This is a genomic window from Planosporangium flavigriseum, assembly GCF_011947225.1.
Taxonomy (GTDB): domain Bacteria; phylum Actinomycetota; class Actinomycetes; order Mycobacteriales; family Micromonosporaceae; genus Planosporangium; species Planosporangium flavigriseum.
In genome coordinates this window covers 146968-171188 of the sequence record NZ_JAATVW010000005.1, presented here as the reverse complement: position 1 = coordinate 171188, position 24221 = coordinate 146968, and the positions used below count along the sequence as shown (strand labels likewise).

Genomic DNA, 24221 nt, shown 5'->3' with positions numbered 1-24221 from the left:
CGGGGCGGTGTCCACGGGTGTTAGTGGGTCACTTCTCGACGACTGCGAGGACATCCCGGGCGGAGAGCACCAGGTACTCCTCGCCGCCCCACTTGACCTCGGTGCCTCCGTACTTGGAGTAGATCACCGTGTCGCCGACCTTCACGTCGATCGGGATCCGGTTGCCCTTGTCGTCGACCCGGCCGGGACCGACAGCGAGGACGGTGCCCTCCTGTGGCTTCTCCTTGGCGGTGTCGGGAATGACAATGCCCGACGCCGTGGTGGTCTCGGCCTCGTTCGCCTGGACCAGGATGCGGTCCTCGAGCGGCTTGATCGCAACCTTTGTCGCGGTAGTCACGGGCATACCCTCCTGGGGTATTGAGTTCGTGTCTCTCATGCCGCCTGGCGCTTCCGTCGTCGCGGGTGCCGGAAACTCCGGGCTAGGCACCTGTGTCTAGCACCCTCACGTCGAGAGTGCTAACGGGAGGTTATTCCGCGAGCTAGCACTCCGTCAAGGAGAGTGCCAGCGACAGGGCTCACTGTCCGAATTTTCCTCATCCCTCCGTTACCAATTCGTTACCTTTCATGCCTCAAAACGACGTGTTTGTCCAGCGGTGCAAGAACCCCGACCCCGGGTAGGGCACCTTCCGCCACGCTCCCGAATGCGCCATCGTCGAGAGGGAGCCGTCCAGATATGAGGAGGCGATCTGAATGCGGGCAACCGTCGGCGACCGACTGCACGTCCACGGACGTACCGTCGGCGACAAGGACCGGTTCGGGGAAATCATCGAGGTACGCGGACAGGACGGCGCCCCGCCGTACGTGGTTCGCTTCCCGGACGGACACGAGAACCTGGTTTACCCCGGTCCGGACTGCGTTATCGAAACGCGCGCCACCGAGAACGCCTGATCCGCGTCCGGTGCCGACACCGGGCCGTCCGCCGGGCGGCCCGGTGTCCCACCCCGCGCCCGGCGGTCAGCCGCCCGCCACAATGGCGCGGTGGACTCCGATCGGCTGGCCGCCCTGCTCACCCCCGAAGGCGCCGAAGCCCTCGCCGCCGCCATGGCGGTGGCAGAGCTCGACCCGCTCGCCGCGACCTCGCGCCTGCGCGCGCGAGCCATCTCCCCCGACCTCGCCGCCACGGCGCTGACCCAGGCGGTGCTTCGCCGTCGCGCGGCGGCGAAGTTCGGCGCCGATGCCGAGGCGATGCTCTTCACCCGCGCCGGACTGGAGCAGGCCACGCGGGCCGAGGTGGCCACCCGGCGCGCCGCGCGGCTGGCGGCGTCGGGCGCCCGTACCGTCGCCGACCTGGGCTGCGGCATCGGCACCGACGCGATCGCGTTCGCCCGGGCCGGCCTGCGCGTACTGGCTGTCGACGCCGACCCGCTCACCGCGGCGGTAGCCGCCGCGAACGTCGCGGCCCTCGGCCTGGGCGATCGGGTCAGCGTGACCGCGATAGACGCCCGGGAGGTGTCGCTTTCCGGCATGGACGCGGTCTTCTGCGACCCGGCCCGGCGCACCGCCGCCGGCCGGCGGGTGTTCGATCCGAACGCCTACTCGCCGCCGTGGGACTTCATCGTCGGGCTCACCGAGCGGGTACCGCGTACGGCGCTCAAGCTCGCGCCCGGAATCGACCACGCCCTCATTCCGCCCGGCGCCGAAGCGCAGTGGGTCTCCGTGCACGGCGACCTCGTGGAAGCCGCCTTCTGGTGCGGGCCCCTGGCCGAGGTTCCGCGCAGAGCAACGCTGCTCCGCGACGGCGAAACGCACGAGCTGACCGGCACCGGCGAGGAGCAGGCGCCGGTGGGGCCACTACGCCGCTACCTGTACGACCCGGACAGCGCGGTCGTACGCGCCCACCTGGTCGCCGAGTTCGCGCTCACGGTGAACGGCACGCTCGCCGACCCGACCATCGCCTACGTGTACGCCGACGCCCCGCTGCCCACCCCGTACGGCCGGTGCCTGGAGATCGTGGATTCGATGCCGTTCTCGCTGAAACGGCTGCGCTCGGCGCTGCACGCGCGCGGCGCCGGCCGGATCACGATCGCCAAACGTGGCTCCGCGGTGGACGTCGAGCGACTGCGCCGCGACCTCAGACCGACCGGTGACGCCGAACTCACCGTGGTGCTCACGCGCGTCGCCGGAGCGCCGACCGCGCTCCTATGCACCCCGGTGTGAGCCACTGTGCCGGTGGTGCATGCGATGGGCCTTGCGCCACGCGCCGCAGCCGGCGGCCCGCAGCGTCCGCCCGCGCCAGGAACCGGCTGCCCGCTCCTCATGCCGGACGTCCGCCGTCGCCGCCGGTCGGGCGCACCGGGCGCCGGTCCGCTGCATGGTCGCCGCCGCGGCCCTGGCCCCTGCTCCCGCCCCACCGACAAGTAGCGCCGTCATGGCGAGACCGCAGGAAAGCACCCACACGTACAGCCGACGGCTCCCCGTCATCGCCCACACCTCCATCGGCCGCGCTGGTACAGGAGATCACACAGATCCGAAATGATCTCGGCGAAGCGGTAGCGTACGCCTCGTGGCAGGGCAGGGTACGCCGGCAACGGTGTTGCTGAACAAGCAGAAGGTCGCGCACCGGGTGCACGAGTACCAACATGATCCGCGGGCGGAATCCTTTGGCGCCGAGGCCGCCACCGCGCTCGGCATCGACCCAGCCCGGTGCTTCAAGACGCTCGTGGCGGCCGTCGACGGCGCGCTGACCGTAGCCGTCGTACCGGTGACCGGTTCCCTGGACCTCAAGGCGCTCGCCGGCGCGGTGGACGGCAAGCGCGCCGCCATGGCCGATCCGGTCTTGGCGGAGCGCACGACCGGGTACGTGCGCGGCGGGATCAGCCCGCTCGGTCAGCGCAAGCGGCTGCCCACCGTCGTCGACTCCTCCGCGCAGGCGCACGAGACGGTGTACGTGTCGGCCGGCCGGCGCGGGCTGGAGATCGAGCTGGCCCCCGCCGACCTGGTCCGGCTGACCGGCGCAGCGCTGGCCTCCATCGCTTCCCCATCGCGATGATCGTCTCCGGCACCCCCGCCGGACCGCGCGCCGTCCTAGCTTTCGCTGCTCACCCGGGCGAGTCGGACCGCCCGTGTCGTTCACGCAGCGTCACCACACACTCCCGTCGGTGTCACCTCGAATTAACCCTGTGACCCTACGTTTCATCTGCCACAAGGCGTTAACCAAGGAGAACCAATGGCCGAGGTAGTTTCCGCGATCGCGGTGCAGGTCGTTAGCGCCCTGCTGATCTCCCTGATCGTCGCCGCCGCCAAGCGGCTCACCGGACAGTGCGCCGGACAGACCGCCTGATCGGGCGATCACGCACCACCAGACGACGGGCGAACCGCGCCGCCGGTCCGGCGGCGCGTCGGGAACTCCTAGCTACCGCCCCTTTCACCGGTCGACCGGCGAGAAGTCCCACGAGTGGGAACTACGGGCGACGAGATGCCCCGGCGGATCGGGCAGGGGCGCCGGGTCCCCGCGCCACCTGGAGATGACCACGATCCGGTGATCGGTCGAGGAGAAGACCTCGCTCACCACGTGCAGTGGCTCGGCCTCCAGCGCCGGCACGGCGGCTTCGCACACCCACGACAACAGGTCGCCGAAGCGTTCGGGGTAGGCACGTACCTCCCACATCCGTACGATCACAGCACTCCCCTCACCCTGCTGGGCCGCTCAGCCCGAGACGACCGTCAGCGGCATGGCCGAGTCGGCCGGCAGGTCCAGCGCGCTCGGGCGCACCCCGGCGGCGACCAGGTGGGACCCGAGCGCCGCGACCATCGCGCCGTTGTCGGTGCACAACTTCGGCCTCGGCACCCGCACCCTGATCCCGTGCTTGGCCGCCCGCTCCTCGGCGACCGCGCGCAGCCGCGAGTTCGCCGCGACCCCACCGCCGATCACGAGGGTGTCCACCCCGTGGGTACGGCAGGCGTCCACTGCCTTCACCGCAAGAACGTCGCAGACGGCCTCCTGGAAACTGGCCGCCACGTCGTTCACCGGTACGGGTTCGCCGGCCCGCTGCCGGGCCTCCACCCAGCGGGCGACGGCCGTCTTCAGGCCGGAGAACGAGAAGTCGAACCGGTGGCGCTCCAGATCACGGGGGCCGGTGAGGCCGCGGGGGAAGCTGATACTCGCCGGGTCGCCCTCGCGAGCGGCCCGGTCGATCGGGGGCCCGCCCGGGAACGGCAGCCCGAGCAGCCGAGCGACCTTGTCGAACGCCTCCCCGGCGGCGTCGTCGATGGTGTTGCCCAGCGGGGTTACTCCGTTGGCCAGGTCGTCGACGAGCAGCAGGCTGGAGTGCCCGCCGGAGACCAGCAGCGCGACCGCGGGCGCAGGCAGCGGACCGTGCTCGAGGGTGTCCACGGCAACGTGCGCGGCGAGGTGGTTGACGCCGTAGAGCGGCTTGTCGGCGGCGATCGCGTACCCCTTGGCCGCCGCCACGCCGACCAGCAGCGCGCCGGCCAGCCCAGGCCCGGCGGTGACCGCGATCGCGTCGATGTCGGCCAGGGTCACCCCGGCCGTGTCCAGGGCCCGCTGCATGGTCGGCACCATCGCCTCGAGGTGGGCGCGGCTCGCCACCTCCGGGACGACCCCGCCGAAGCGGGCGTGCTCGTCCACGCTGGAAGCGACCGCGTCGGCGAGCAGCGTGTGGCCACGCACGATGCCCACACCCGTCTCGTCACACGAGGTCTCGATGCCGAGAACCAGTGGTTCGTCTTTCATCGGACTCACGGCGTGGATACCCCTACCTTCAGGCAGGGGAGGAAACGCCGCTCCCTCCCTTCACGAAATTGACGTATCCCCATGGCAGCATCCGGGGCATGACGAGGGTGGCTCTCCTGGTCGAGACCACCATCGAGCCGCTGCCGCAGGCCGACGCCGCGGTCGGCATCGACGCCGGCATCACCAGCCAGGAAGCCCCACGGGCGACCGTGGGAATCCCCGCTCTTCAGGGCGGCGGAGGACGTCAAGTCGGCTCCTCGCGCAGCATGACCAATGCGTCGGTGTTGCTCGGCTGGTAGTAGCCCCGGCGCACGCCGACGGGCTCGAACCCGTAGTCGGCGTACAGCTTCTGCGCCGCGACGTTGTCGACGGCGACTTCGAGCAGCGTCCGGCTCACCCCGCGCTCCCGCGCCGCGGCGAGCAGCGCCTCCAGGAGCGCCCGCCCGACGCCCCGGCGCTGGGCCTCGCGGCGCACCGCGATGTTCTGCACCCACCCCTCGTCAGGCGGGTTGACGGCCAGCCCGGCGTACCCGGCGATCTGGCCGCCGTCGGTCGCCACGAGGTAGTGGTGGCCCGAGGCCAGCTCGTTCCAGAACATCGCCGCGGTCCAGCGCTCCTCGCCGAACAGGTCGGCCTCGATCGGCAGCAGCTCCTCGATGTGCCACCACCGCAGCCGCTCGATCTTCACTGAAGCACGGACTTCCGCTGCTGCCCCGGCAGCGTCGCGTCAGGCCGGCGAAGGTACAGCGGAGTGAGCGGCTCGCTGGGCGCTCCGGCGCGGATCCGGTCCGCGGCGAGCGCGGCGAGCGCCGCCGGCACCGGGTAGCGCGGCTCAGCCGACTGCAGGCCGAGGTCGTACTTCTCGCCGCCCTCCCCCACGACCCGGACCGCACCTGCGGCGGCGGCACGCGACGCAACCTCATCGGGGCGATCGACGGCGGGGCCGCTGACCCGCTCGCCGTCGGCGTACACGGCCCAGTACAGCTCCTTGCGCCGGGCGTCGGTGGCAGCGAGGACCGTACCCTGCTGCCCCCAACCGAGCGCGTCGAGCGAACAGACGCCGTACGTCGGGATGCCCAGACTATGACCGAAGGCGGCAGCCGTGACGAGACCCACCCGCAGGCCGGTGAACGGCCCCGGTCCGAGCCCGGCGACGACCGCGTCCAGCGCGCCGGGCTTGACGCCGGCGTCGGCCAGAACGGTCTGGATCGCGGGGGCGAGCAGTTCGCCATGGGCACGCGCGTCGACGCTCACCTGTTGCGCGAGGATCTCCACCCGGTCAGGCCGCAACGCGGCCACAGCCGCCGTGACCGCGGGGGTCGCGGAGTCAACCACCACTACCAGCACGCAGCAACCCTAGTCCGCGCCACAGAGCTACCGCCGACCTACCGGGAGACCGCCGCCGGGAGCGCCGACAGCCGGTCTTCCCAGTCGGCGCCGCGGGCCACCAGTTCGACGGTGCGGGACTCGTCGCCGCGGCGGTCGATGCGCACCTCCAGGTAGGCGTCGACCAGCTGCTCGACCAGCCCCTCGCCCCACTCCACGACCGTGACCGACTCGTCGACGGTGGCATCGAGGTCGAGGTCGTCGACTTCGGCGCGCGGATCGGGCACGGCGCCCAGCCGGTACGCGTCGACGTGCACGAGCGGTACCCGGCCGCCCCGGGCGGGGTCGGGCCGGTGCACCCGGGCGATGACGAACGTCGGCGAGGTCACCTCACCCCGGACGCCCAGCCCGGCGCCGATGCCCTGGACCACCACGGTCTTGCCGGCACCCAGGGGGCCGGTGAGCACCACCAGGTCACCCGGGCGCAGGATCTCGGCGAGGCGCTGACCGAAGGCGCGCGTGTCCTCGACGGTGGCCAGTACAGCTGTCATGAAACCCTCCGCAGGAAGGACCCGAGCGCCGCGTTGACCTCGTCGGCGTGCTCCAGCAGCGCCACGTGCCCGCCGTTTTCGACCACGACCAGCTCCGAGCCGGGCAGCGCCTCGCAGATCTCGTGCGAGTGCGCCAGCGGCGTGAGCAGGTCGACGTCGCCGCAGACGATGAGTACCGGCACCGTGCGCAGCGCGGCCAGCGCGAGCAGCCTGGCGTGCGTGTAGAGGGTACGCACGTAACGGGCGATCACTTCGGCCGAGGTGGCCGAGTTCATCCGCTCCACGTACGAGACGAGAGCCGGGCTGGGGTACTCGGTGCCGAACCCGTACCGCCGGGTCAGCAGCCAGGCGAGGTCGGTCGACGCCTTGCGGGCGCGGTCCACCATCGCCACGGTGATCTTGCCGGCGTTGCGGACGAGCGGCATGAGCGGGTGCCGGAACTTGGCCACCACCTCAGGCAGGCCGAACGTCACCTTGTCGAGATTGCCGGCGGAGGTGGAGATCAGCGCGACACCGGCCACCCGTTCGGCGAACAGCCGCACATTCTTCTCGGCCAGCGCCATGATCGTCATGCCGCCCATGGAGTGGCCGACGAGAACGATCCGGCCGGTCGGCGCGGTGGCTTCGATCACCGCCGCCAGGCCGTCGGCGAGTGATTCGAGCGTGTACTCGCCCTCTTCGAGCCGCCCCGACCGGCCGTGCCCAGGCTGGTCGTAGAAGACCATCCGGTACCGGCCCTCGAACGCGCGCCGCTGGAAGTGGAACGTGCCCATGTCCAGACAGAACCCGTGCACGAAGACGACCGTGAGATCGTCGGGCCCGGTCTCGGACTTCAGCAGCTCCACGTGCAGATCGACGCCGTCCGGCCTGGTGACCGTCAGCTCCTCGTCGCAGGCCAGCTTGCCGAACGGCTCCGACGCGAAGGGATCGTCCTGCCGCCGCGAGCGCCGCACCAGCATCCGCTCCGCGGCGACACCGGCCGCGACACCGGCCACAGCCACACCGACGATCGCGCTGAAAATGCCGGCACGCCGGGCGGTCTTTCTCCTGGCCGGCCGTACCTCGCTGTCTGTCGTGCTAGCCAACCGTGCCCCGCTCCCCGTCGTACGTACGCGCCACCCGGGCGCTGCCGAACCGCGTCACGATCTCGTAATTGATCGTGTCGCACGCGCGTGCCCAGTCATCGACCGTCGGCTCACCGTCGTCGCCGGGGCCGAAGAGCAGCGCGAGGTCACCGGCTGCCACCGGTGCGTCGCCGCAGTCGAGCACGATCTGGTCCATGCAGACCCGGCCGGCGATCCGGTGCACCTGTCCACCGATCGCGACGGGGCCACGGCTACTGGCCGCGCGGGGGACGCCGTCGGCGTATCCGAAGGGGACGACCGCGAGGGTCGTCTCGGCCGGCGTCACGTAGGTGTGGCCGTAGGAGACGCCCTGGCCGGCGGGGACGCGCTTGGTGAGCATGACGCGGCCCCGGACGGTCATGGCCGGGCGCAGGCCGAAGTCGCGCGACGGGATCGGCGACAGTCCGTACATGGCGATGCCGGCGCGAACGAGGTCGAAGTGCGCGTCAGGACGGGTGAGGATGGCCGCCGAGTTGGCGATGTGGCGTACCCGGGGCGTGATGCCGTAGCGCTCCGCCACGCCGAGGGCGGCGTGGAAGTTATCTAACTGGGCGTCGATGGACGGATGCCCGGGCTCGTCCGAGCACGCGAAGTGGCTCCACACGCCAACCACGTCGATCAGCTCGTCGGTCTGCGCCTTGGCCGCCGCCTCGATCAGGGCAGGCCAGTCGGTGGGGAGCGCACCGCTCCGGCGCAGACCGGTATCGATCTTGAGGTGTACCCGAGCGGGTTTGCCGACCCGCTGGGCGGCCGCGACCATCTCCGCCAACCCGGCGAGCGACGCGACAGACAGGTCGACGTCGGCCGCGACCCCCTCGTGCAGGGGCAGGCCCGGGCTGAGCAGCCAGGCGAGCACCGGGGCGGTGATCCCGGCGGCCCGCAGTTCGAGAGCCTCACCGAGAGTGCACGCGCCTAACCAGGTGGCGCCCGCTTCGAGGGCGGCCCGGGCGACGGGCACCATGCCGTGCCCGTACCCGTCGCCCTTGACCACCGCCATCACCTCGGCGGTTGTGCCGTCTCTGAGTAAGGCCAGGTTTGTCCGGATCGCGTCAAGATCAACACGTATCTCCGCCTGCCACATGGCGACCAGACTAGCCGCCACCCCAGACAGAGACCCGGCAGGTAAATCCCTGACTACTGGTTGTAGACGGCGTCCGGCGCTTCGATCACCTTGCTCGTCGGAATCGTGACGGTCACCGGCGCAGCAAAGTCGGACAGCGTCAGATTGAAAACGTCCGACTTGCCGTCAGCTCCGGCAGGCATCGTCGTACTGAACTCCGAGAGGTACCCCTCCGGGGTGGCCTTCGCGTTGAACTGGACTGCGGTCGCGTTGGCGCCGGCGTCCTTGATCCCGGACGCGACCAGCGCTTTGGCCCCCGGCGTCGTCGCGGTGACCTTGTTGAGGTCGAGGGTGCCCTGGAAAAAGTTGGGGCTGGGCGAAGTGACCGTGGACACGCCGCTGAGCAGGGACAGAACGCCAAGCGGGTCCGTGATGGCGAGCAGCTCGCTGCCGGCCGGCATCTTCGCGATCAGCATGTGAAGGGTGTTGCCCTGCAGATCACTCGGACCGCTCATGTACAGGTCCGTTTCGGTGACGACCAGCGTGAACTTCTCGCCCTTGCTCTGGCCTTCCAACGAACCGATCTTCTTCGCGGCGTCGTAGACGCCGGTCCCCTTGTCGGTGGCGTCGCCCATCGTGAACTTCACGTTAACGCCCTTGGTCTTGGTCACCGCCGCGGCCAGCACCTCCGCCGGCTTCGGCGAGGGCGACGCGGTCGCCTTCGGCGCGGAGTCAGCGGCCGTGTCCTTCGTGGACGAGCACGCGGCGAGCGGAAGGAGCAGCGCAGCGGAGAGCGCCGCGCCGGTCGCGAGCTTGCGAAGCATCAATTGTCCTTAGATCCGGGGTACACCCGGCGATTCCCGGGCGTAGCCAGACACGCTAATTGACACTCAATGCAGAAATGTCCGCCAATCAGCTAGATACATTCTTAAGTCCCCTATGGCATACGCCACATGCCTGCACGCGCCAGCGTGGGCCGCAGCGCGTCGGCCACGTCCACCGAGGTCACCGGCCCTGACTCGGCCGCGTACCGCCCCGCGAGGCCATGCGCGTACGCCGCCGCGATCGTCGCTCGATCCGCCGGCAGACCGGCCGCGAGCAGCGAACCGAGCAGCCCGGCCAGCACGTCACCGGTACCCGCCGTCGCGAGCGCCGGAGTTCCCGTCAGGTTGACGTAGGCCCGGCCGTCCGGCGTGCCGATGATCGTGCGGTCCCCCTTGAGCAGGACGACCGCACCGGTACGCGCGGCGAGTCGCAGCGTCGCCGTCACCCGATCGGCCCCCGGCTCCTCCCCCGCGAGCCGCGCGAACTCCCGGTCGTGCGGCGTGAGCACCGTCGCGGCCGGCCGCTCGCGCAGCGCGTCCACGCCCCACTCGGCGAGCAGGGTCAACCCATCGGCGTCCACGCACACCGGCACCTCCGCCGCCAGTACGGCCCGCAGTTCGCCGGCCGCCCGCTCGTCGGTCCCCAGCCCGGACCCGCAGGTCCACGCCTGCACCCGGCCGGCGTCGGCCACGCAGGCAGTGGGGATGACCGACGGGTACCTGTTCCGCACCGCCTCGAACCCGGCGCCCGCGTAGCGGACCATGCCGGCCGGCCCTGGAAGCGCGCCGGCCGTGGACAGCAGCGCGGCCCCCGGATAAGTAGCGGAGCCGGTGGCGACTCCGACCACACCCCGGGTGTACTTGTCGTCGCCCGGCCGGGGCTGCGGCCACCACGCCGCCACGTCCTCCAGGTCCGGAACCCACAGCGCCGGCTCATCGCGCAGCCACGGCCCCAGCCCGATGTCGATGAGCTCGACCAGTCCACTGTGCACCGCGCCCTCGCCCACCAGAACTCCTGGCTTGAGCGCGCCGAACGTCACCGTGATGTCGGCCCGGACCGCCGCACCGGGGACCGCCCCGGTGTCGGGGTCGATCCCCGACGGCAGGTCGACGGCGACGACCGTCGGCCGCTCGCCGTCCGACCCACGCGCCTGCATCGCTTGGGTCACAAGGCTTGTGGCATCCTCCCGCAGGCCGCCCCGGCCCCCAATGCCCAGGATGCCGTCGACCACCATGTCCACCATGGAGGGTGGAGTGTCGACGGTGCGGCCACCCGCCCTGGTCAATGCGGCCAGCCCCTCGGCGTGGGTCCGCTCGGGGTTCAGGAGCACCGCGCACACCGACACGCCGCTGCGGGCCAACGCCTCGCCGGCGAACAGCGCGTCGCCGCCGTTGTTGCCCGGCCCCACCAGCAGCAGCACCGCGCGGCCGTACTCGCTGCCGTACCGGTCGTCGAGCACCTCGGCGCAGCGGCGGGCCACTGCGGCCGCCGCGCGCTGCATGAGCGCGCCCGGCGGCAGCGTCGCCATCAACGCCGCCTCAGCCGCGCGGACGCTCGCCACCCGCCACGCCGATCTCACTCGCCCACCCCTTGGTCCGGAAGCCGCTCGGCGACCACCATCGCGGAGGCGATCCCACCGTCGTGGGAGAGCGACAGGTGCCAGCGGGTGATCCCCCGACTCTTGGCCTCTGCCGCCACCGTGCCGGAGACGGTGAGCCACGGCCTGCCGTCGGGGTCGCTGACGACCTCGCAGTCGTGCCAGTGCAGGCCGGCCGGCGCGCCCAGCGCCTTGGCCACCGCCTCCTTGGCGGCGAACCGCGCCGCGAGCGACTCCGGCGAACGCGGATTACCCGAAGGGGTCTTCAGTTCAGCCTGGGTGAACAGGCGATCCGCGAGCAGCGGCGTACGGGCCAGCGCCCGGGCGAACCGCTCGACGAGTACGACGTCTATGCCGACAGCCACGATCACAACTACCACCCTGGCACGTCTACCGCGATCTTGGACAGTTGGACCGGCTACCGGCGGTCCAACCGTCCAAGATCGGAGAAGGCGACTACTCGACCGTGACGGACTTGGCGAGATTGCGGGGCTGGTCCACGTCGTGGCCGCGCGCGGCCGCGATCTCACACGCGAGCACCTGCAGCGGCACGGTCGTCACCAGCGGCGCCAGCAGCGTCGGCGTCGGCGGCACCGGGATCAGGTGATCGGCGTACGGCGCCACCGCGTCGTCACCCTCCTCGGCGATGACGACCGTACGGGCGCCGCGCGCGCGTACCTCCTGAATGTTGGAGATGACCTTGTCCCGCAGGACTCCCCGACCCCGCGCCGACGGGACCACGCAGACCACCGGGGTACCGTCCTCGATCAGCGCGATCGGGCCGTGCTTGAGCTCGCCCGCCGCGAAGCCCTCGGCGTGCATGTACGCGAGCTCCTTGAGCTTGAGCGCGCCCTCCAGGGCCACCGGGTATCCGACGTGCCGGCCGATGAACAGCACCGACCGGGCGTTCGCGAGGTCACGGGCCAGTTCGCGGACGGGCTCCATCTGCTCGAGCACGCGGTCCACCATGGACGGCGTCGCGCTCAGCTGCTCGACGACGGCGGCGACCTCGTCGGCGTACATCACGCCGCGCACCTGGGCCAGGTGAAGGCCGAGCAGGTAGCACGCGGCCAGCTGGGTGAGGAAGGCCTTGGTCGAGGCGACCGCGATCTCCGGCCCGCCGTGGGTGTAGAGGACGGCGTCGGACTCGCGGGGAATCGTCGAGCCGTTGGTGTTGCAGATCGCGAGGACCCGGGCCTTCTGCTGCTTGGCGTGGCGCAGCGCCATCAGGGTGTCCATCGTCTCGCCCGACTGGGAGATCGCCACGACGAGCGTCGACCGGTCCAGCACCGGGTCGCGGTAGCGGAACTCGCTGGCCAGCTCCACCTCGCAGGGGATCCGGTTCCAGTGCTCGATCGCGTACTTGGCGACCAGACCCGCGTGGTACGCCGTACCGCACGCGACGATGAACACCTTGTCGACGTCGCGCAGGTCCTGCTCGGACAGGCGCACCTCGTCCAGGGTGATCTCGCCGACCTCGGACAGCCGCCCGCGCAGCGTGTCGGCGATCGCCTGCGGCTGCTCGGCGATCTCCTTGAGCATGAAGTAGTCGTAGCCACCCTTCTCGGCGGCCTTGGCGTCCCAGTCGATGTGGTAGTCGCGCCCCTCGGCGACGTTGCCGTCGAAGTCGGTGATCTCGATTCCCTCGCCCGTGATCAGCACGACCTGGTCCTGACCCAGCTCGACCGCCTCGCGGGTGTGCTCGATGAACGCGCTGACGTCGCTCGCCAGGTAGTTCTCACCGGCGCCACGCCCCACGACCAGCGGGGAGTTCCGGCGGGCGCCGACCACCGCGCCGGGCGCCTGTGCGTCGACGGCGAGCAGGGTGAAGGCACCTTCGAGGAGGCGGCAGACCCGGCGCATCGCCTCGGCCAGCCGCGCCTCGGGCGTCACGCCGTCGACCGTCGCCAGCTCCTCGGCCAGCAGGTGGGCGACGCACTCGGTGTCGGTGTCACTGGCGAACTCGACACCGCGCGCCTCCAGCTCGGCGCGCAGCCGGCTGAAGTTCTCGATGATGCCATTGTGGATGACCGCCACCCGGCCGTCGTGGGAGCGGTGCGGGTGTGCATTGCGGTCGGTGGGGCCACCATGGGTGGCCCACCGGGTGTGCCCGATGCCGGTGGTGCCCTCACCCAGCCCGGCGACCGCGCCGTCGGCCAGCGCCTTCTCCAGGTTCGCCAGCTTGCCCGCCCGCTTCTCGGTCAACAGAGCACCGTCGACGATGGCCACGCCGGCCGAGTCGTAGCCCCGATACTCCAGACGGCGCAGACCGTCAAGGACGATTCCCAGTGCCGGTCGATTGCCGACGTAACCCACGATGCCGCACATGGTCGAGACCTTAGCAGGGTTTCACGCAAAAGCCATGAGCGAAGTAGTGAGTTTCAATCACAAGAGTTGCGCGATTCCAATCGGCGGCGGTGGCCCGGATCAGGTCAACGATGAACGAATCGTGGCACCGCCGTCAATCACCATGGTCTGCCCCGTCATCCAGGACGACTTGTCACCCGCCAGGAAACCGATCGCCTCGGCGATGTCACCCGGCTCGCCGATCCGGCCCAGCGGCAGGTGCTCCTTGAGGTACTCCTCGTGGTTCTCCCACAGGGCACGGGCCAATTGCGTACGCACGACGCCCGGGGCGACCGCGTTCACGCGTACCTTCGGCGCCAACTCCTGGGCGAGCTGGCGGGTCAGGTGGATCACCGCCGCCTTGGTCGCGTTGTAGTAGCCGATCCCCGGCTCGGTCAGCAGCCCACCGACGGAGGCGACGTTGACGATCGAGCCGCCGTGCTCGGCCATGGACGCCTTCCACACCAACTGCGTCCACAGCACCACGCCGAACTGGTTGAGCCGTACCGTCTTGTCGGCCCGCTCCGGGTCGATGTCCACCAGGGAGCCGAAGTACGGGTTCGTGCCGGCGTTGTTGACCAGCACATCGATGCGCCCGAACCGAGCCATGGCGGCGTCGACGCAGCCGGCGGCCTGGTCGGGCTCGGCGGCGTGCGCGGCGTGCGCGAGGACGTCGACGTTCGGGTACGCCTCCGTCAGCTCCGCCGCCACCGCGTCGAGCGCCTCCTGCTTGCGCGAGGTCAGCACGACGTTGCACCCCTCGGCGGCCAGCAACTCAGCGGTGGCCTTGCCGATTCCGCGGGACGCTCCGGTCACGATCGCGGTACGGGCGGACTGTTCGGGCATGGCGCCTCCTTCGAGGGTGGGGGTCATGCGGAGACGTTACTACCCGCCGGTAACTTGGCAACCCCTCAGCCGGGTTGCCCTACAGCGCCGGGCTCGCCTGTCGCACCGCGGCCGCGATGAGCTCCGCCGACTCCTGCGCGATCGCCTCGGTGGACGCCTCCACCATCACGCGCACCAGCGGCTCGGTACCCGACGGGCGCAGTAGCACCCGGCCGGTACCGCCCAGCTCCGCCTCGACGATCTTCGCCGCCTCGAGTACGGGCTGCGCCGACGACCCCATCGAACGGTCGCCGACCCGAACGTTGATCAGCACCTGCGGCAGCCGCCGCACGACCGACGCCAGCTCCGCCAGCGACTTGCCGGTGGCCGCCATGCGCGACATGAGCTGCAGGGCGGTGAGGACCCCGTCCCCGGTGGTGGCGAACTCCGGCAGCACGATGTGCCCGCTCTGCTCGCCACCCAGGGCCAGGCCGCGGGCGCGCAGCTCCTCCAGCACGTACCGGTCGCCGACCTTGGTCTGGATCAGGTTGATCCCGGCGTCGGCCATCGCCAGCTTGAGACCGAGATTGCTCATCACGGTCGCCACGAGCGTGTTGTCGGTGAGCGTTCCGGCGTCCCGCATGGCGACCGCCAGGATGCCCATGATCTGGTCACCGTCCACGTCGTCGCCATCGGCAGTGACCGCGAGGCACCGGTCGGCGTCGCCGTCGTGCGCGATGCCCAGGTGGGCGCCGTGCTCGACCACGGCGGCACGCAGAGCCTCCATATGGGTGGAGCCGCAGTTGTCGTTGATGTTGAGGCCGTCCGGGTCGGCGGAGATCGCGATGACCTCGGCACCGGCCTGCTCGTACGCCTCGGGCGCGATCACCGACGCGGCACCGTTCGCGCAGTCGACCACCACGCGCAGCCCGTCAAGGCGGTGCGGGGTCGAGGACACGAGGTGGTTGATGTAGGCCTCCGGCCCGTCGATCAGGTCGTGCACCCGCCCGACCCCCGCGCCGGTCGGGCGCCGCCAGGAGCCGCCGGCACCGCTGACCAACGCCTCGATCTGGTCCTCGACCTCGTCCGGCAGTTTCTGACCGCCCGACGCGAAGAGCTTGATGCCGTTGTCGGGCATCGGGTTGTGCGACGCGGAGAGCATCACGCCGAGGTCGGCCTGGGTCGCCCCGACGAGGTACGCCACCCCTGGCGTGGGCAGCACGTCCACCCGCAGGACGTCCGCTCCGGCGCTCGCGAGCCCGGCGACCACCGCCGCCTCCAGCATCTCGCCGCTGGCCCGTGGATCACGGCCGACGATCGCGCGCGGACGGTGCGAGCGGTCTCGCTCGGCGAGCACGTGTGCGGCCGCCTCCGCGATGGACAGCGCGAGCTGTGGGCTCAGGTCCGCGTTGGCAAGACCGCGAACTCCATCCGTGCCGAAGAGCCGACCCATGGAATACCTCCGCAAAGAACGAAACGGCCGGGCGCCCCGAAGGGTGCGCCCGGCCGTCATCACAATTCGACCGACGAGAAGAAGACGTCAGCGCTTCGAGTACTGAGGCGCCTTGCGGGCCTTCTTCAGACCGTACTTCTTGCGCTCGGTCTCGCGCGCGTCACGGGTCAGGAAGCCGGCCTTCTTGAGGGCCGGACGGTCGTCGGCCTCGAACTCGACCAGCGCGCGGGCGATCGCGAGGCGCAGCGCGCCCGCCTGGCCGCTGGTGCCGCCGCCGCGCAGGTTGGCATGCACGTCGAGGCCCTCGGCCTTCTCGGTCATCACGAGCGGCTCGCGCACCAGCTGCTGGTGCACCTTGCTCGGGAAGTACTTCTCCAGGGGCTGGCCGTTCAGGGTGAACTGGCCGGTGCCCGGCACCAGGCGCACCCGGACGATGGCCTCCTTGCGGCGGCCGACGGTCTGGATCGGACGGTCGGTGCGGCGGGGCCGAGTGGCGGTCACGGTCGCGGTCGCGGCCGGCGCGGCAGTCGGCGTCTCGACGGCGGCCGGCGTCTCGACGGCGGCCGGAGCGGCAGTCGGCGTCTCGACGGCATCCGGCGTCTCGACGGCATCCGGCGTCTCGATGGCGGCCGGCTCGGCGTCCGGCGACGGGGTGGTGGTCTCGCTCACGTCAGTTCCTTCGCCCGCGCTCACTGCGCGATCTGCTTAATCTCGAACGGCACCGGCTGCTGGGCGGCGTGCGGGTGCTCGGGGCCGGCGTACACCTTGAGCTTGGTGATCAGGCGGTTGCCCAGCTTGTTGTGCGGCAGCATGCCCTTGACGGCCAGCTCGATCGCCCGCTCGGGGCGCTTGGACAGCAGCTCCTCGTAGCTGACCTTCTTCAGACCACCCGGGTAGCCGGAGTGGCGGTAGGCGACCTTGGTCTGCCGCTTGTTACCGGTCAGCGCCACCTTGCCCGCGTTGATGACGATCACGAAGTCGCCGGTGTCCACGTGCGGTGCGAACGTGGGCTTGTGCTTGCCGCGCAGGAGCGTCGCTACGTGGCTAGCGAGCCGGCCCAGCACGACGTCAGAAGCGTCGATGATGTGCCACTGACGCTCGATCTCACCCTGCTTCGGGCTGTACGTACGCACAGGTCTACCTTCGTCTCGTCGATTTGCGGGGTCTGCCCGGCCACAGCCAGGGGCGCCTCATCGGAGCGGGCGCGCACCCGGCTAGCGTACCCGATTGAGGGGACGCGCTAGCCATAGCACAACAGCCGACCACGATACCCGCACTGACCCGGTATGGTCAAAGCGAGCCTCGTCTCCCCTACTCGCAGATCTTGGACACTTAGACCGCCTATTGCCGGCCAAAGTGTTCAAGATCGTGAAGAATTCGAGTCAGGCGCGCTGCAGGACCCAGGTGCCGACGGCTGACGTCGTACCCGGGGGCGGGCCCAGCTTAAGGCTGTTGCCACTGCACTCGTACGCGGCCTCCCGCAGAATCGGCTGCAGGTCGACGCTGCCTCCGGTCTGACTGCCACCGGCCGTCGCGAAATCAGCGATCTTCATGTGATCGAACACGCGGCCACTGACCGGGCTGATCATGTCGACGGTTACGGTCAAGGTGCGCCAGTCAGTAGCGCCGATCGGCTTCCAGACGCCCGTCGTCGTCGCGGTGGCCGGTACCGCGACCGAGCCGGCGACCTTTCCCCCGTACAAGAACTGGCCCTTGATCTCGCTGGTGCCCGCGGTCGCACTGAACGAGACCGGCTGCATCCCGGTGAAGTCGACGACCGTCGCGCCACTGGCCGCCACCGTCAACGACAGGCCGACGCCCCCGTTTGTGGTTCCGCGCACGCCGTTGGCGTCGAAGGTTCCGTTCATCCCGGTCGACTTCCAGGTGCCGACGACACACGGGTTCGCGACACCGGCGACCGAAGGACCCGCGGACGCGCCCGCAGAGGTACCGGCGGAGGCGCTGGTAGACACGCTGGTAGACACGCTGGTGGACGCGCTCGGCGCCGTGGATCCGGTGAGCGACCCGTTCGACGTGCAGGCGGTGAGCCCGACGGTCAGTCCGGCCGCGACGACGGCGATTCTGGTTATCCGCATCGACGTTCCTCCCTGTGCGAACACGTCGCCGTTATACCCGCGCGGCAAGATCCGTGAACAACAAAGTTCGATGGCGCGATTAGCAGGCGGGAAACAACCCGGACGCGTCCACGAAACGGCTCGTCGGCACCCTGTTACGACATGGGCTACGCGTCGACCTCGCCGATTCCGCAGCCATGCCCGACATCCAGCCACTGACCGGGTTCACCGTCGCCGTCCCGGCGGACGAGCGCCGCGACGAGCTGGTCGGGCTGCTGCGACGGCGAGGTGCCCGCGTCGTCGCGACCCCTGCGCTGCGCGTCGTACCGCTCGCCGACGACACCGAACTGCGTCGGGCGACGCTGGCCTGTGTCGCCCGCCCGCTGGACGCGGTGATCGCGACGACCGGCACGGGGCTGCGCGGCTGGTTGGACGCGGCCGAGGCCTGGGGCCTGGCGGACCCGTTGCGCTCCCGCCTCGCCGCCAGCTACCTCATCGTGCGCGGGCCGGCCGCGTCCATCGCCGGCCTGGCCGGATCCTGGTGTCCGGCGTCCGATGGAGACGACGAAGTGCTCGACCACCTTCTCGACACCGGAGTCGCCGGCAAGCGCATCGCGCTGCAGCTGCACGGCCAGCCCCAGCCGGAGTTCGGGGCGGCCCTGCGCGACGCCGGCGCGGACGTGGTCGAAGTGCCGGTGTCCCGGTACCTGCCGCCGATCGACCCCGCGCCCCTGCGCCGGCTGATCGACCTGACCACGAGCAGGCTGGTCGACGCGGTGGCGGTCACCTCGGCGCCGGCGGTCAGCTCGCTGCTGAGCGCCGCCGGGACCGATGCCGAAACCGTCGTGGACGCCCTGCGTACGGACGTGCTGGCCGCCTGTCTCGGCCCGTTGGCGGCCGCGCCGCTGCGACGCCGACAGGTACCCGTCGCGCTGCCGCCCCGGGCCCGGCTCGACGCGCTCGTACGGGTGCTCGCCGATGAACTGCCCCGGCGGTCGGTGACGCTGCGCGTCGCCGGAAGCCCGGTGACGTTACGCGGATACGCCGCGGTGGTGGACGGCGTACTGCGCCCGCTCGCCCCGGCGCCGATGGCGGTGCTGAGAGCCCTCGCGGACGAGCCGGGCCGGGTGCTCTCCCGCGCCACGCTGCTGCGCGCCCTCCCCCGCGGCGCGGACGAACATGCCGTCGAGATGGCCGTGGCGCGACTGCGGGCCGCACTCGGCCGGGCCGCGTACGTGCAGACCGTCGTCAAGCGCGGCTACCGACTGCGCGTCGACTGATCGTCGGTCCCACCCGCGCGTACGCGGACCGACCCGGCCCCGACCTCGACGACCCGGCCGGCTACCGGCGCCAGCAGTTCCCCGTGGCGCGGCACGAACAGCACGGTCTTCGGGCTCTCGTTGATCCGGATCTCCAGCCACCGCCGCTCCGGCACGGTGAGGAAGTTGTCCGGCTCGTCGAGCAGCAGCACCTCGTCCGCGCCGCGCAGCAGCAACTCCAGAGCGAAACGCTTCTGCTCGCCACCGGAGAGGGCGCGGACCGGTATGTCCTTGGCTTTCTCCCACGGTTTGTGGAGCACGGCGAGGCTCACGGCGTCGAAGAGGACCTCGGCCTCGTACCCGCCGACCTCCCCCCAGCCCGCGACCGCGTCCAGGTACGCCCGCTGGGCCTTGGTCGCGGCGGGGCTGAACTTGCCACGGCGCTCCGCTGTGCGCATGACGGCCTCGGCCCACTCCACGAGGCCGGCAGCGGCGCGCAGCGCCGGCGTGAGAAGCCCGAGCGCCAACTCCTCCAGCGTGGTCTGATCAAAGCTCATTCCGACGGACTGGCGCATGAAGCCCACGCCACCGGAGCGGGCGATCGTGCCTTCCCGGACCGGCAGATCACCGGCGATCATGCGCAGCAGCGCCGTCTTGCCGGCGCCGCTCGGCCCGACGAAGGCCACCTTCGCACCCTCACCCACCCGCAACGACACGTCCTGGAAGAGCCGCCTGCCGTCGGGGAGAGTGTGCGCGACACCTGCGACGTCGATGTACCCCACAAGCCAGGGATTCTCCGCCCGGCAGGGCGTCGTTGTCGCCCCCAGTCTCAGTCGCCTTCCGGCACAGTTTCCGGCGCACCTCTGGTCACCCGCAGCACCCGGAAGCCCTTCTGGCTGGCGTGACGCTCCACTTCCCAGCCCCGCTCGCCCAGCCAGCGCTGCAGCGAATCGGCGCCCAGGTTGCGGGAGACGACGAGCCAGGCGACCCCGTCGTCGGTAAGCCGGGGAAGCCACCGATCCAGCAGGTCGTGCAGTTCCGCCTTGCCCACCCGGATCGGCGGATTCGACCAGATCTCAGCGAACCGGACGCCGTCGGGGACCTCGTCCGGCGTACGCGCGACGATGTCCAGGTCGAGGGCTGCCGCGTTCTCGCGTACGAGATCAAGGGCGCGGGTGTTGACGTCGACGGCGTACACCGTGGCGTTCGGCGCGGAGGTGGCCAGGACGGCGGCTATCGGCCCGTACCCGCACCCGAGGTCGAGCAGGGCACCCGTGGTCTCCTGGGTGGGGCGAGACGCCTTGTGCAGCAGGACGGACGTACCGGGGTCGAGGCGGGCGGCGGAGAAGACGCCGCCCGAGGACGCGAGCCGGTATGTCCGGTCACCCACGTCGAACTCGACGTGTCGCTGCCGCTGGGGCGCCGTCGGCTCAGCCGTGAAATAGTGCTCTCCGCTCACGTACCGCATTCTCCCCCTCCCCCTCGGGGGTGGAAACGACGGCATGCCGCTAGTCGAGCAGGGCGTGGAGGCGCATGTCAGGCCCGTACCGATGATCGATCTGTCGGTGTGGCGGGGCAAGCGACCATTTTCGTGTCGTCCCGTCGGCTACCCTGTGCGACATGACGTACGGGAGCGAGCCACGACGGCGACGCTGGTCGTCGGACTCGCCCCGCCGGACGAGCGCGACCCACCCCGTCAGCGAGGACGAGGACGCCGAGAACTGGCTCGCGGGCTTCCGTCCCACGCGGGCGGACGAGCAAGGCGACATCCCGGATCCGTTCGGCGCCGCCCCGGCCGACCGCCTCGCACCGCCCGCCGAGGGAGCGCCCGAGCGGCGCGGACGGCGGCGGCGCGCGGCCCCCGACGCCTGGGACTTCGGCGCTGCGGAGTCCGCCCCGGAGGACTTCGGCGCGGCGGAGTCCGCCCCGGGGGACTTCGGCGCTGCCGAGCGGGGCGAACAGCGCGCCGACCGCTTCCGCCCCGCGCCGGAGCGGCCGTCACGCCGCCGGCGCGCCGAGCCCGAGCCCGGCGGCTGGGGCACCGCTCCCCCGGCGTACGACCCGGCTTCCGACCAACCGTGGGCGCCGCGCACGGAGCCCCGCGACCTGCCGAGCATCGATCCCACGCGGCCGGCCCGCCGGAGCGCCTGGGGCGAGACAACCTCCGAGCCGGCGTCCGAGCGCGGTCGCCACAGCGCTCCGCTCGACCCGGTCGCACCGGAAGAGCCGCGGTACGGCCGCAGCGGACACGAGCCCGCCGACCGCCCGGTCCGGGGCCGGAGACGGGCGCCCGAGCCCGATGACGAACCCCGCGGCGCCCGTCCGGCCCCTATGCCGCCGCCACCGGCCCCGCCCACCCGGACCACGGCTACCGCCTCGGTTCCGGTCCGGAACACGCCCCAGCCGTCGGCGCCGCAGGCACCGCAGCGGCCCGATCCGGCCGCATCGCCGGCCCTGCGCATGACCGCCAGCGCGCGCGTCACGCCACCGGGGACCGCGCGGGTGCCCACCGGCGCGCCCCTGGACGCTCCGGCCAATGGAAACGGTCCGCGCGACGGTCGCCGTCCCGGCGAGAACACCGGCGCGGTCCGCCGCCGCGCGGTCGAGGACAGTGGCGCGGTCCGCCGCCGCACGCTCGAGGACAGTGGCGCGGTCCGCCGCCGCACGCTCGAGGACAGCGGGGTCCTCCGCCGCCGTACCGCCGAAGAGAGCGGCACCAGCCGCCGCCGCGCGGTCGACGACAGCGGCGCGATCCGCCGCCGCACGCTCGCGGACAGCGGCGTCCTGCGCCGCCGTACCGCCGAAGAGAGCGGCACCAACCGCCGCCGGATACCGGATACGTCCGGGACGCGTCCGGGCCGGGCCCGCTCACAGACCGCCGGGCAGCGGGCGTCCACCCGGCCCCTCCCCGGTTGGCTGTCCAAAGTGCTGGTCGTCGTCGCGGTGCTGGTTCTCGCCGCGGTCGGCCTCGGCGGGTACATCCTGATCAACAGCCAGAGTCAGCCGGCCCCGACCAAGCCGGCGGCGAGCGGGGCGGGGGCCAAGGCGCGCGACATCTCCAGCCGGAGCGTCGACCCGGCCCCGCTGACCGAGCAGGAGGTGTTCTCCGGCAAGCAGGTCACCGCCGGCTCCGCGAAGTATCAGGTGCTCAAGACCCAGGCGACCGACTGCCGTACCGCGGCGACCGACGACGTAGCGACGCTGCTGGGCGATCTGGGCTGCTCACAGGTGGTGCGCGGCACGCTCAAGTCAGGCGACTCGCAGTTCCTGATCACCGCGGGCATCTTCAACCTGAACGACGAGACGGGCGCGAACAAGGCGTACGAGACGATCAAGCCGATGCTCGACGCGCAGAAAGGCCGGTTCACCGGTCTGGCTGCGGGCGACGGCACCGAGGCTATGGTGCGCGCGCCGACGACGCTCGGCTGGCATCCACTCGGCCACTTCCTCGCGTACAGCATCGTCGCGCGCGCCGACGGCAAACCGATCGCGGCCGACGACCCGGCGTCCAAACAGGCCATCTCCGATGTCGTCGAGGGCTACCTGCGCGACACCGTCCTGGCCGCCCGCGCGGGTGGGCAGGTCAGCACCCCGAAGTGACGCCGAGGCTCACTCGCTGGTGACCGCCGCGCCCACCTGATCCGCCGGCGCGGCAGGGTCGTCCCGCCGGCGGCGGGTGGCGAACGCGCGCTCCGCGTACTCCGCGGGATCGTCCGGGTACCCCACTTCCACCAACGTGAGGCCGTGTGCGGGTGCCACGGTGACCTCGCTGGCGCGTTCCCGCCTGCTGAGCAGGCCCGCCGGCCACGACGGCGGACGCCGCCCTTCGCCGGCCGCGAGCATCGCACCGACCAGGCTGCGGACCATGGCCTGGCAGAAGGCGTCCGCCTGCACGGTAGCCACCAGTACGCCGTCCGGCTCCCGCCGCCAGTTCAGGTGGCTCACCGCCCGGATCGTGGTGGCGTTCTCCTTGCGCCGGCAGTACGCGGCGAAGTCGTGCTCTCCGCGCAGGCCGGCCGCAGCCTCGTTCAGCGCCTCGAGGTCGAGCTGGCGCGGCCAGGCGAGAGTGTCGTGGCGACGCAGCGGATCCGCGCCGTACGGCGCGTCGGTCACGCGGTACGCGTACCGCCGGAAAAGGGCGGAAAAGCGCGCGTCGAACGCCGCAGGCACCACCCGGGCCGCCCGTACACGCACGTCGGCGGGGAGCAGGCCGGCCAGCCGACGAATCAGCGTGCCGGACACCCTCTCCCAGTCCGCGCCCGCGACATCCACGTGGCACACCTGGCCGGTGGCGTGTACACCCGCATCGGTACGCCCGGCGACGGTGAGGCCGGTGGCACCGTGGAACAGCCGGTCGAACGCCTCGGTCAGGACGCCCGCGACGGTTCTCCGTCCCGGCTGCACCGCCCAGCCGGAGAAGTCGGTGCCGTCGTAGGCCACGTCCAAGCGCAGCCGCACGGTCGAATCACTGATAGGTTCCACGCCACCAAGCCACTTCAACGCAGCAGGCCCGGCTCCCATCGGAACCGGGCCTGCTGTCACAGCAGTACTTCAGGACTTGTCGGCCTCGTCCGCCGGCGCGGCGGCCGGGGCGTCGGTCGCCGCCGGGGCCGACGCCGGGGTCTCGGCCTCGTCGCCACCGGCGAGCGCCTCGACCGCTTCGGCCTTGGCGGCCTTACGGGCGGCGGCCTTCTTGGCCGGCTGGGCCGGCTCGGCCACCACCAGCTCCTCGACCAGCTCGATGATCGCCATCGGCGCGTTGTCACCCTTACGCGGACCGGTCTTCACGATGCGGGTGTAACCGCCGGGACGGTTGGCGAACCGGGGTGCGATCTCGTCGAACAGCGCGAACACCACGTCCTTGTCGCGCACCACGGTGAGAACCTGGCGACGCGAGTGCAGGTCACCACGCTTGGCGCGGGTGATCAGCTGCTCGGCCAGCGGGCGCAGCCGCCTGGCCTTGGTCTCGGTGGTCTGGATTCGGCCGTGCTTGAACAGCGACGTGGCAAGGTTCGCCAGCATCAACCGCTCGTGCGCGGGGCTGCCGCCGAGGCGGGCTCCCTTGGTGGGCGTGGGCATCTTTCGGG

27 protein-coding genes and 1 pseudogene are annotated in these 24221 nt (G+C 71.3%); 6 read left to right on the top strand and 22 right to left on the bottom strand.

Translation table 11 applies throughout. The annotated features are described in order from the left end of the window. Positions 1 to 28: 28 nt before the first annotated feature. Positions 29 to 343, bottom strand: a complete 315-nt coding sequence (gene groES / locus HC028_RS09920; protein WP_168075592.1) for a co-chaperone GroES — start codon at positions 341 to 343, stop codon at positions 29 to 31. A gap of 347 nt (positions 344 to 690) precedes the next feature. On the opposite strand from groES, the gene HC028_RS09915 reads away from it, so the two are divergent. Further along, positions 691 to 888, top strand: coding sequence for a DUF1918 domain-containing protein (locus tag HC028_RS09915; RefSeq protein WP_168075590.1), 198 nt, complete (start codon positions 691 to 693; stop codon positions 886 to 888). 90 nt (positions 889 to 978) lie between these two features. Beyond that, positions 979 to 2157: a class I SAM-dependent methyltransferase gene (locus HC028_RS09910; protein ID WP_168075588.1), complete on the top strand. Its 1179-nt coding sequence runs from the start codon at positions 979 to 981 to the stop codon at positions 2155 to 2157. Here HC028_RS09910 and HC028_RS09905 read toward each other — a convergent pair. Next, positions 2140 to 2421: a hypothetical protein gene (locus HC028_RS09905; RefSeq protein ID WP_168075586.1), complete on the bottom strand. Its 282-nt coding sequence runs from the start codon at positions 2419 to 2421 to the stop codon at positions 2140 to 2142. The two genes, HC028_RS09910 and HC028_RS09905, sit on opposite strands and share 18 nt — an antisense overlap. 82 nt (positions 2422 to 2503) lie before the next feature. Between HC028_RS09905 and ybaK the strand changes: the two genes are divergently transcribed. Continuing rightward, on the top strand, positions 2504 to 2989 hold the full coding sequence (gene ybaK / locus HC028_RS09900; protein ID WP_168075584.1) for a Cys-tRNA(Pro) deacylase: 486 nt from the start codon (positions 2504 to 2506) through the stop codon (positions 2987 to 2989). 375 nt (positions 2990 to 3364) lie between these two features. Here the strand turns inward: ybaK and HC028_RS09895 are convergent, their stop codons facing one another. Together HC028_RS09895 and tsaD are read right to left on the bottom strand one after the other, a co-directional pair. Beyond that, positions 3365 to 3619 (bottom strand): hypothetical protein, encoded by a 255-nt coding sequence (locus HC028_RS09895; protein ID WP_168075574.1) that lies wholly within the window; start codon positions 3617 to 3619, stop codon positions 3365 to 3367. 27 nt (positions 3620 to 3646) lie between these two features. Continuing rightward, on the bottom strand, positions 3647 to 4693 hold the full coding sequence (tsaD, locus tag HC028_RS09890) for a tRNA (adenosine(37)-N6)-threonylcarbamoyltransferase complex transferase subunit TsaD (protein WP_168075573.1): 1047 nt from the start codon (positions 4691 to 4693) through the stop codon (positions 3647 to 3649). 98 nt (positions 4694 to 4791) lie between these two features. On the opposite strand from tsaD, the gene HC028_RS09885 reads away from it, so the two are divergent. Next, complete coding sequence (locus HC028_RS09885) at positions 4792 to 4992, top strand: hypothetical protein (protein ID WP_168075572.1); 201 nt, start codon at positions 4792 to 4794, stop codon at positions 4990 to 4992. Here the strand turns inward: HC028_RS09885 and rimI are convergent. The 14 genes from rimI to HC028_RS09815 all read right to left on the bottom strand — a co-directional run bounded on the left by rimI (position 4938) and on the right by HC028_RS09815 (position 17896). After that, positions 4938 to 5381 carry a ribosomal protein S18-alanine N-acetyltransferase gene (rimI, locus tag HC028_RS09880; protein ID WP_168075570.1) on the bottom strand — a complete coding sequence of 148 codons (444 nt, stop codon included), beginning with the start codon at positions 5379 to 5381 and terminating at the stop codon, positions 4938 to 4940. The two genes, HC028_RS09885 and rimI, sit on opposite strands and share 55 nt — an antisense overlap. Then, a complete protein-coding gene (gene tsaB / locus HC028_RS09875) occupies positions 5378 to 6040 on the bottom strand; it encodes a tRNA (adenosine(37)-N6)-threonylcarbamoyltransferase complex dimerization subunit type 1 TsaB (protein WP_168075563.1) in 663 nt (220 codons plus the stop codon). Before tsaB ends, rimI begins: the two co-directional genes overlap by 4 nt. Positions 6041 to 6078: 38 nt before the next feature. Continuing rightward, positions 6079 to 6570, bottom strand: a complete 492-nt coding sequence (gene tsaE, locus HC028_RS09870; RefSeq protein ID WP_168075558.1) for a tRNA (adenosine(37)-N6)-threonylcarbamoyltransferase complex ATPase subunit type 1 TsaE — start codon at positions 6568 to 6570, stop codon at positions 6079 to 6081. Next, on the bottom strand, positions 6567 to 7655 hold the full coding sequence (locus tag HC028_RS09865) for an alpha/beta fold hydrolase (RefSeq protein ID WP_239075346.1): 1089 nt from the start codon (positions 7653 to 7655) through the stop codon (positions 6567 to 6569). Before HC028_RS09865 ends, tsaE begins: the two co-directional genes overlap by 4 nt. Further along, complete coding sequence (alr, locus tag HC028_RS09860) at positions 7648 to 8775, bottom strand: alanine racemase (protein WP_168075547.1); 1128 nt, start codon at positions 8773 to 8775, stop codon at positions 7648 to 7650. The genes HC028_RS09865 and alr overlap by 8 nt, the downstream gene beginning before the upstream one ends. 53 nt (positions 8776 to 8828) lie before the next feature. Then, positions 8829 to 9578, bottom strand: coding sequence for a hypothetical protein (locus HC028_RS09855; RefSeq protein WP_168075545.1), 750 nt, complete (start codon positions 9576 to 9578; stop codon positions 8829 to 8831). A gap of 113 nt (positions 9579 to 9691) precedes the next feature. Then, positions 9692 to 11158 carry an NAD(P)H-hydrate dehydratase gene (locus tag HC028_RS09850; RefSeq protein WP_168075543.1) on the bottom strand — a complete coding sequence of 489 codons (1467 nt, stop codon included), beginning with the start codon at positions 11156 to 11158 and terminating at the stop codon, positions 9692 to 9694. After that, positions 11155 to 11547 (bottom strand): holo-ACP synthase, encoded by a 393-nt coding sequence (locus tag HC028_RS09845; RefSeq protein ID WP_168075542.1) that lies wholly within the window; start codon positions 11545 to 11547, stop codon positions 11155 to 11157. The genes HC028_RS09850 and HC028_RS09845 overlap by 4 nt, the downstream gene beginning before the upstream one ends. Positions 11548 to 11632: 85 nt before the next feature. Continuing rightward, positions 11633 to 13504 (bottom strand): glutamine--fructose-6-phosphate transaminase (isomerizing), encoded by a 1872-nt coding sequence (glmS, locus tag HC028_RS09840; protein WP_168075540.1) that lies wholly within the window; start codon positions 13502 to 13504, stop codon positions 11633 to 11635. Positions 13505 to 13603: 99 nt separating this feature from the next. Continuing rightward, on the bottom strand, positions 13604 to 14368 hold the full coding sequence (locus HC028_RS09835) for an SDR family oxidoreductase (protein ID WP_168075538.1): 765 nt from the start codon (positions 14366 to 14368) through the stop codon (positions 13604 to 13606). A gap of 79 nt (positions 14369 to 14447) precedes the next feature. After that, positions 14448 to 15800, bottom strand: coding sequence for a phosphoglucosamine mutase (gene glmM / locus HC028_RS09830; protein WP_168075536.1), 1353 nt, complete (start codon positions 15798 to 15800; stop codon positions 14448 to 14450). Positions 15801 to 15887: 87 nt separating this feature from the next. Further along, positions 15888 to 16301 (bottom strand): 30S ribosomal protein S9, encoded by a 414-nt coding sequence (gene rpsI, locus HC028_RS27025; protein WP_203981188.1) that lies wholly within the window; start codon positions 16299 to 16301, stop codon positions 15888 to 15890. A gap of 188 nt (positions 16302 to 16489) precedes the next feature. Next, complete coding sequence (gene rplM, locus HC028_RS09820; RefSeq protein ID WP_168075534.1) at positions 16490 to 16933, bottom strand: 50S ribosomal protein L13; 444 nt, start codon at positions 16931 to 16933, stop codon at positions 16490 to 16492. Between the two features lie 249 nt (positions 16934 to 17182). Then, positions 17183 to 17896: a hypothetical protein gene (locus HC028_RS09815; protein WP_168075532.1), complete on the bottom strand. Its 714-nt coding sequence runs from the start codon at positions 17894 to 17896 to the stop codon at positions 17183 to 17185. Positions 17897 to 18072: 176 nt separating this feature from the next. Between HC028_RS09815 and HC028_RS09810 the strand changes: the two genes are divergently transcribed. After that, the gene (locus HC028_RS09810; RefSeq protein ID WP_168075530.1) at positions 18073 to 19155 is read left to right on the top strand and encodes a uroporphyrinogen-III synthase; all 1083 of its coding nucleotides are present in this window, start codon (positions 18073 to 18075) and stop codon (positions 19153 to 19155) included. An 8-nt stretch (positions 19156 to 19163) separates the two neighbouring features. Here the strand turns inward: HC028_RS09810 and HC028_RS09805 are convergent. Then, positions 19164 to 19916, bottom strand: a pseudogene (locus HC028_RS09805) (ATP-binding cassette domain-containing protein); the annotation flags it as partial. Between the two features lie 47 nt (positions 19917 to 19963). After that, positions 19964 to 20593 (bottom strand): class I SAM-dependent methyltransferase, encoded by a 630-nt coding sequence (locus HC028_RS09800; protein ID WP_168075526.1) that lies wholly within the window; start codon positions 20591 to 20593, stop codon positions 19964 to 19966. A 161-nt stretch (positions 20594 to 20754) separates the two neighbouring features. On the opposite strand from HC028_RS09800, the gene HC028_RS09795 reads away from it, so the two are divergent. After that, positions 20755 to 22734 (top strand): hypothetical protein, encoded by a 1980-nt coding sequence (locus tag HC028_RS09795; RefSeq protein ID WP_168075524.1) that lies wholly within the window; start codon positions 20755 to 20757, stop codon positions 22732 to 22734. 9 nt (positions 22735 to 22743) lie between these two features. Here the strand turns inward: HC028_RS09795 and truA are convergent, their stop codons facing one another. Both truA and rplQ read right to left on the bottom strand, forming a co-directional pair. Further along, the gene (truA, locus tag HC028_RS09790; protein ID WP_168075522.1) at positions 22744 to 23655 is read right to left on the bottom strand and encodes a tRNA pseudouridine(38-40) synthase TruA; all 912 of its coding nucleotides are present in this window, start codon (positions 23653 to 23655) and stop codon (positions 22744 to 22746) included. A gap of 30 nt (positions 23656 to 23685) precedes the next feature. After that, entirely contained in the window at positions 23686 to 24213 is a 528-nt protein-coding gene (rplQ, locus tag HC028_RS09785) for a 50S ribosomal protein L17 (protein WP_168075520.1), read from the bottom strand. Between the last annotated feature and the right edge of the window lie 8 nt (positions 24214 to 24221).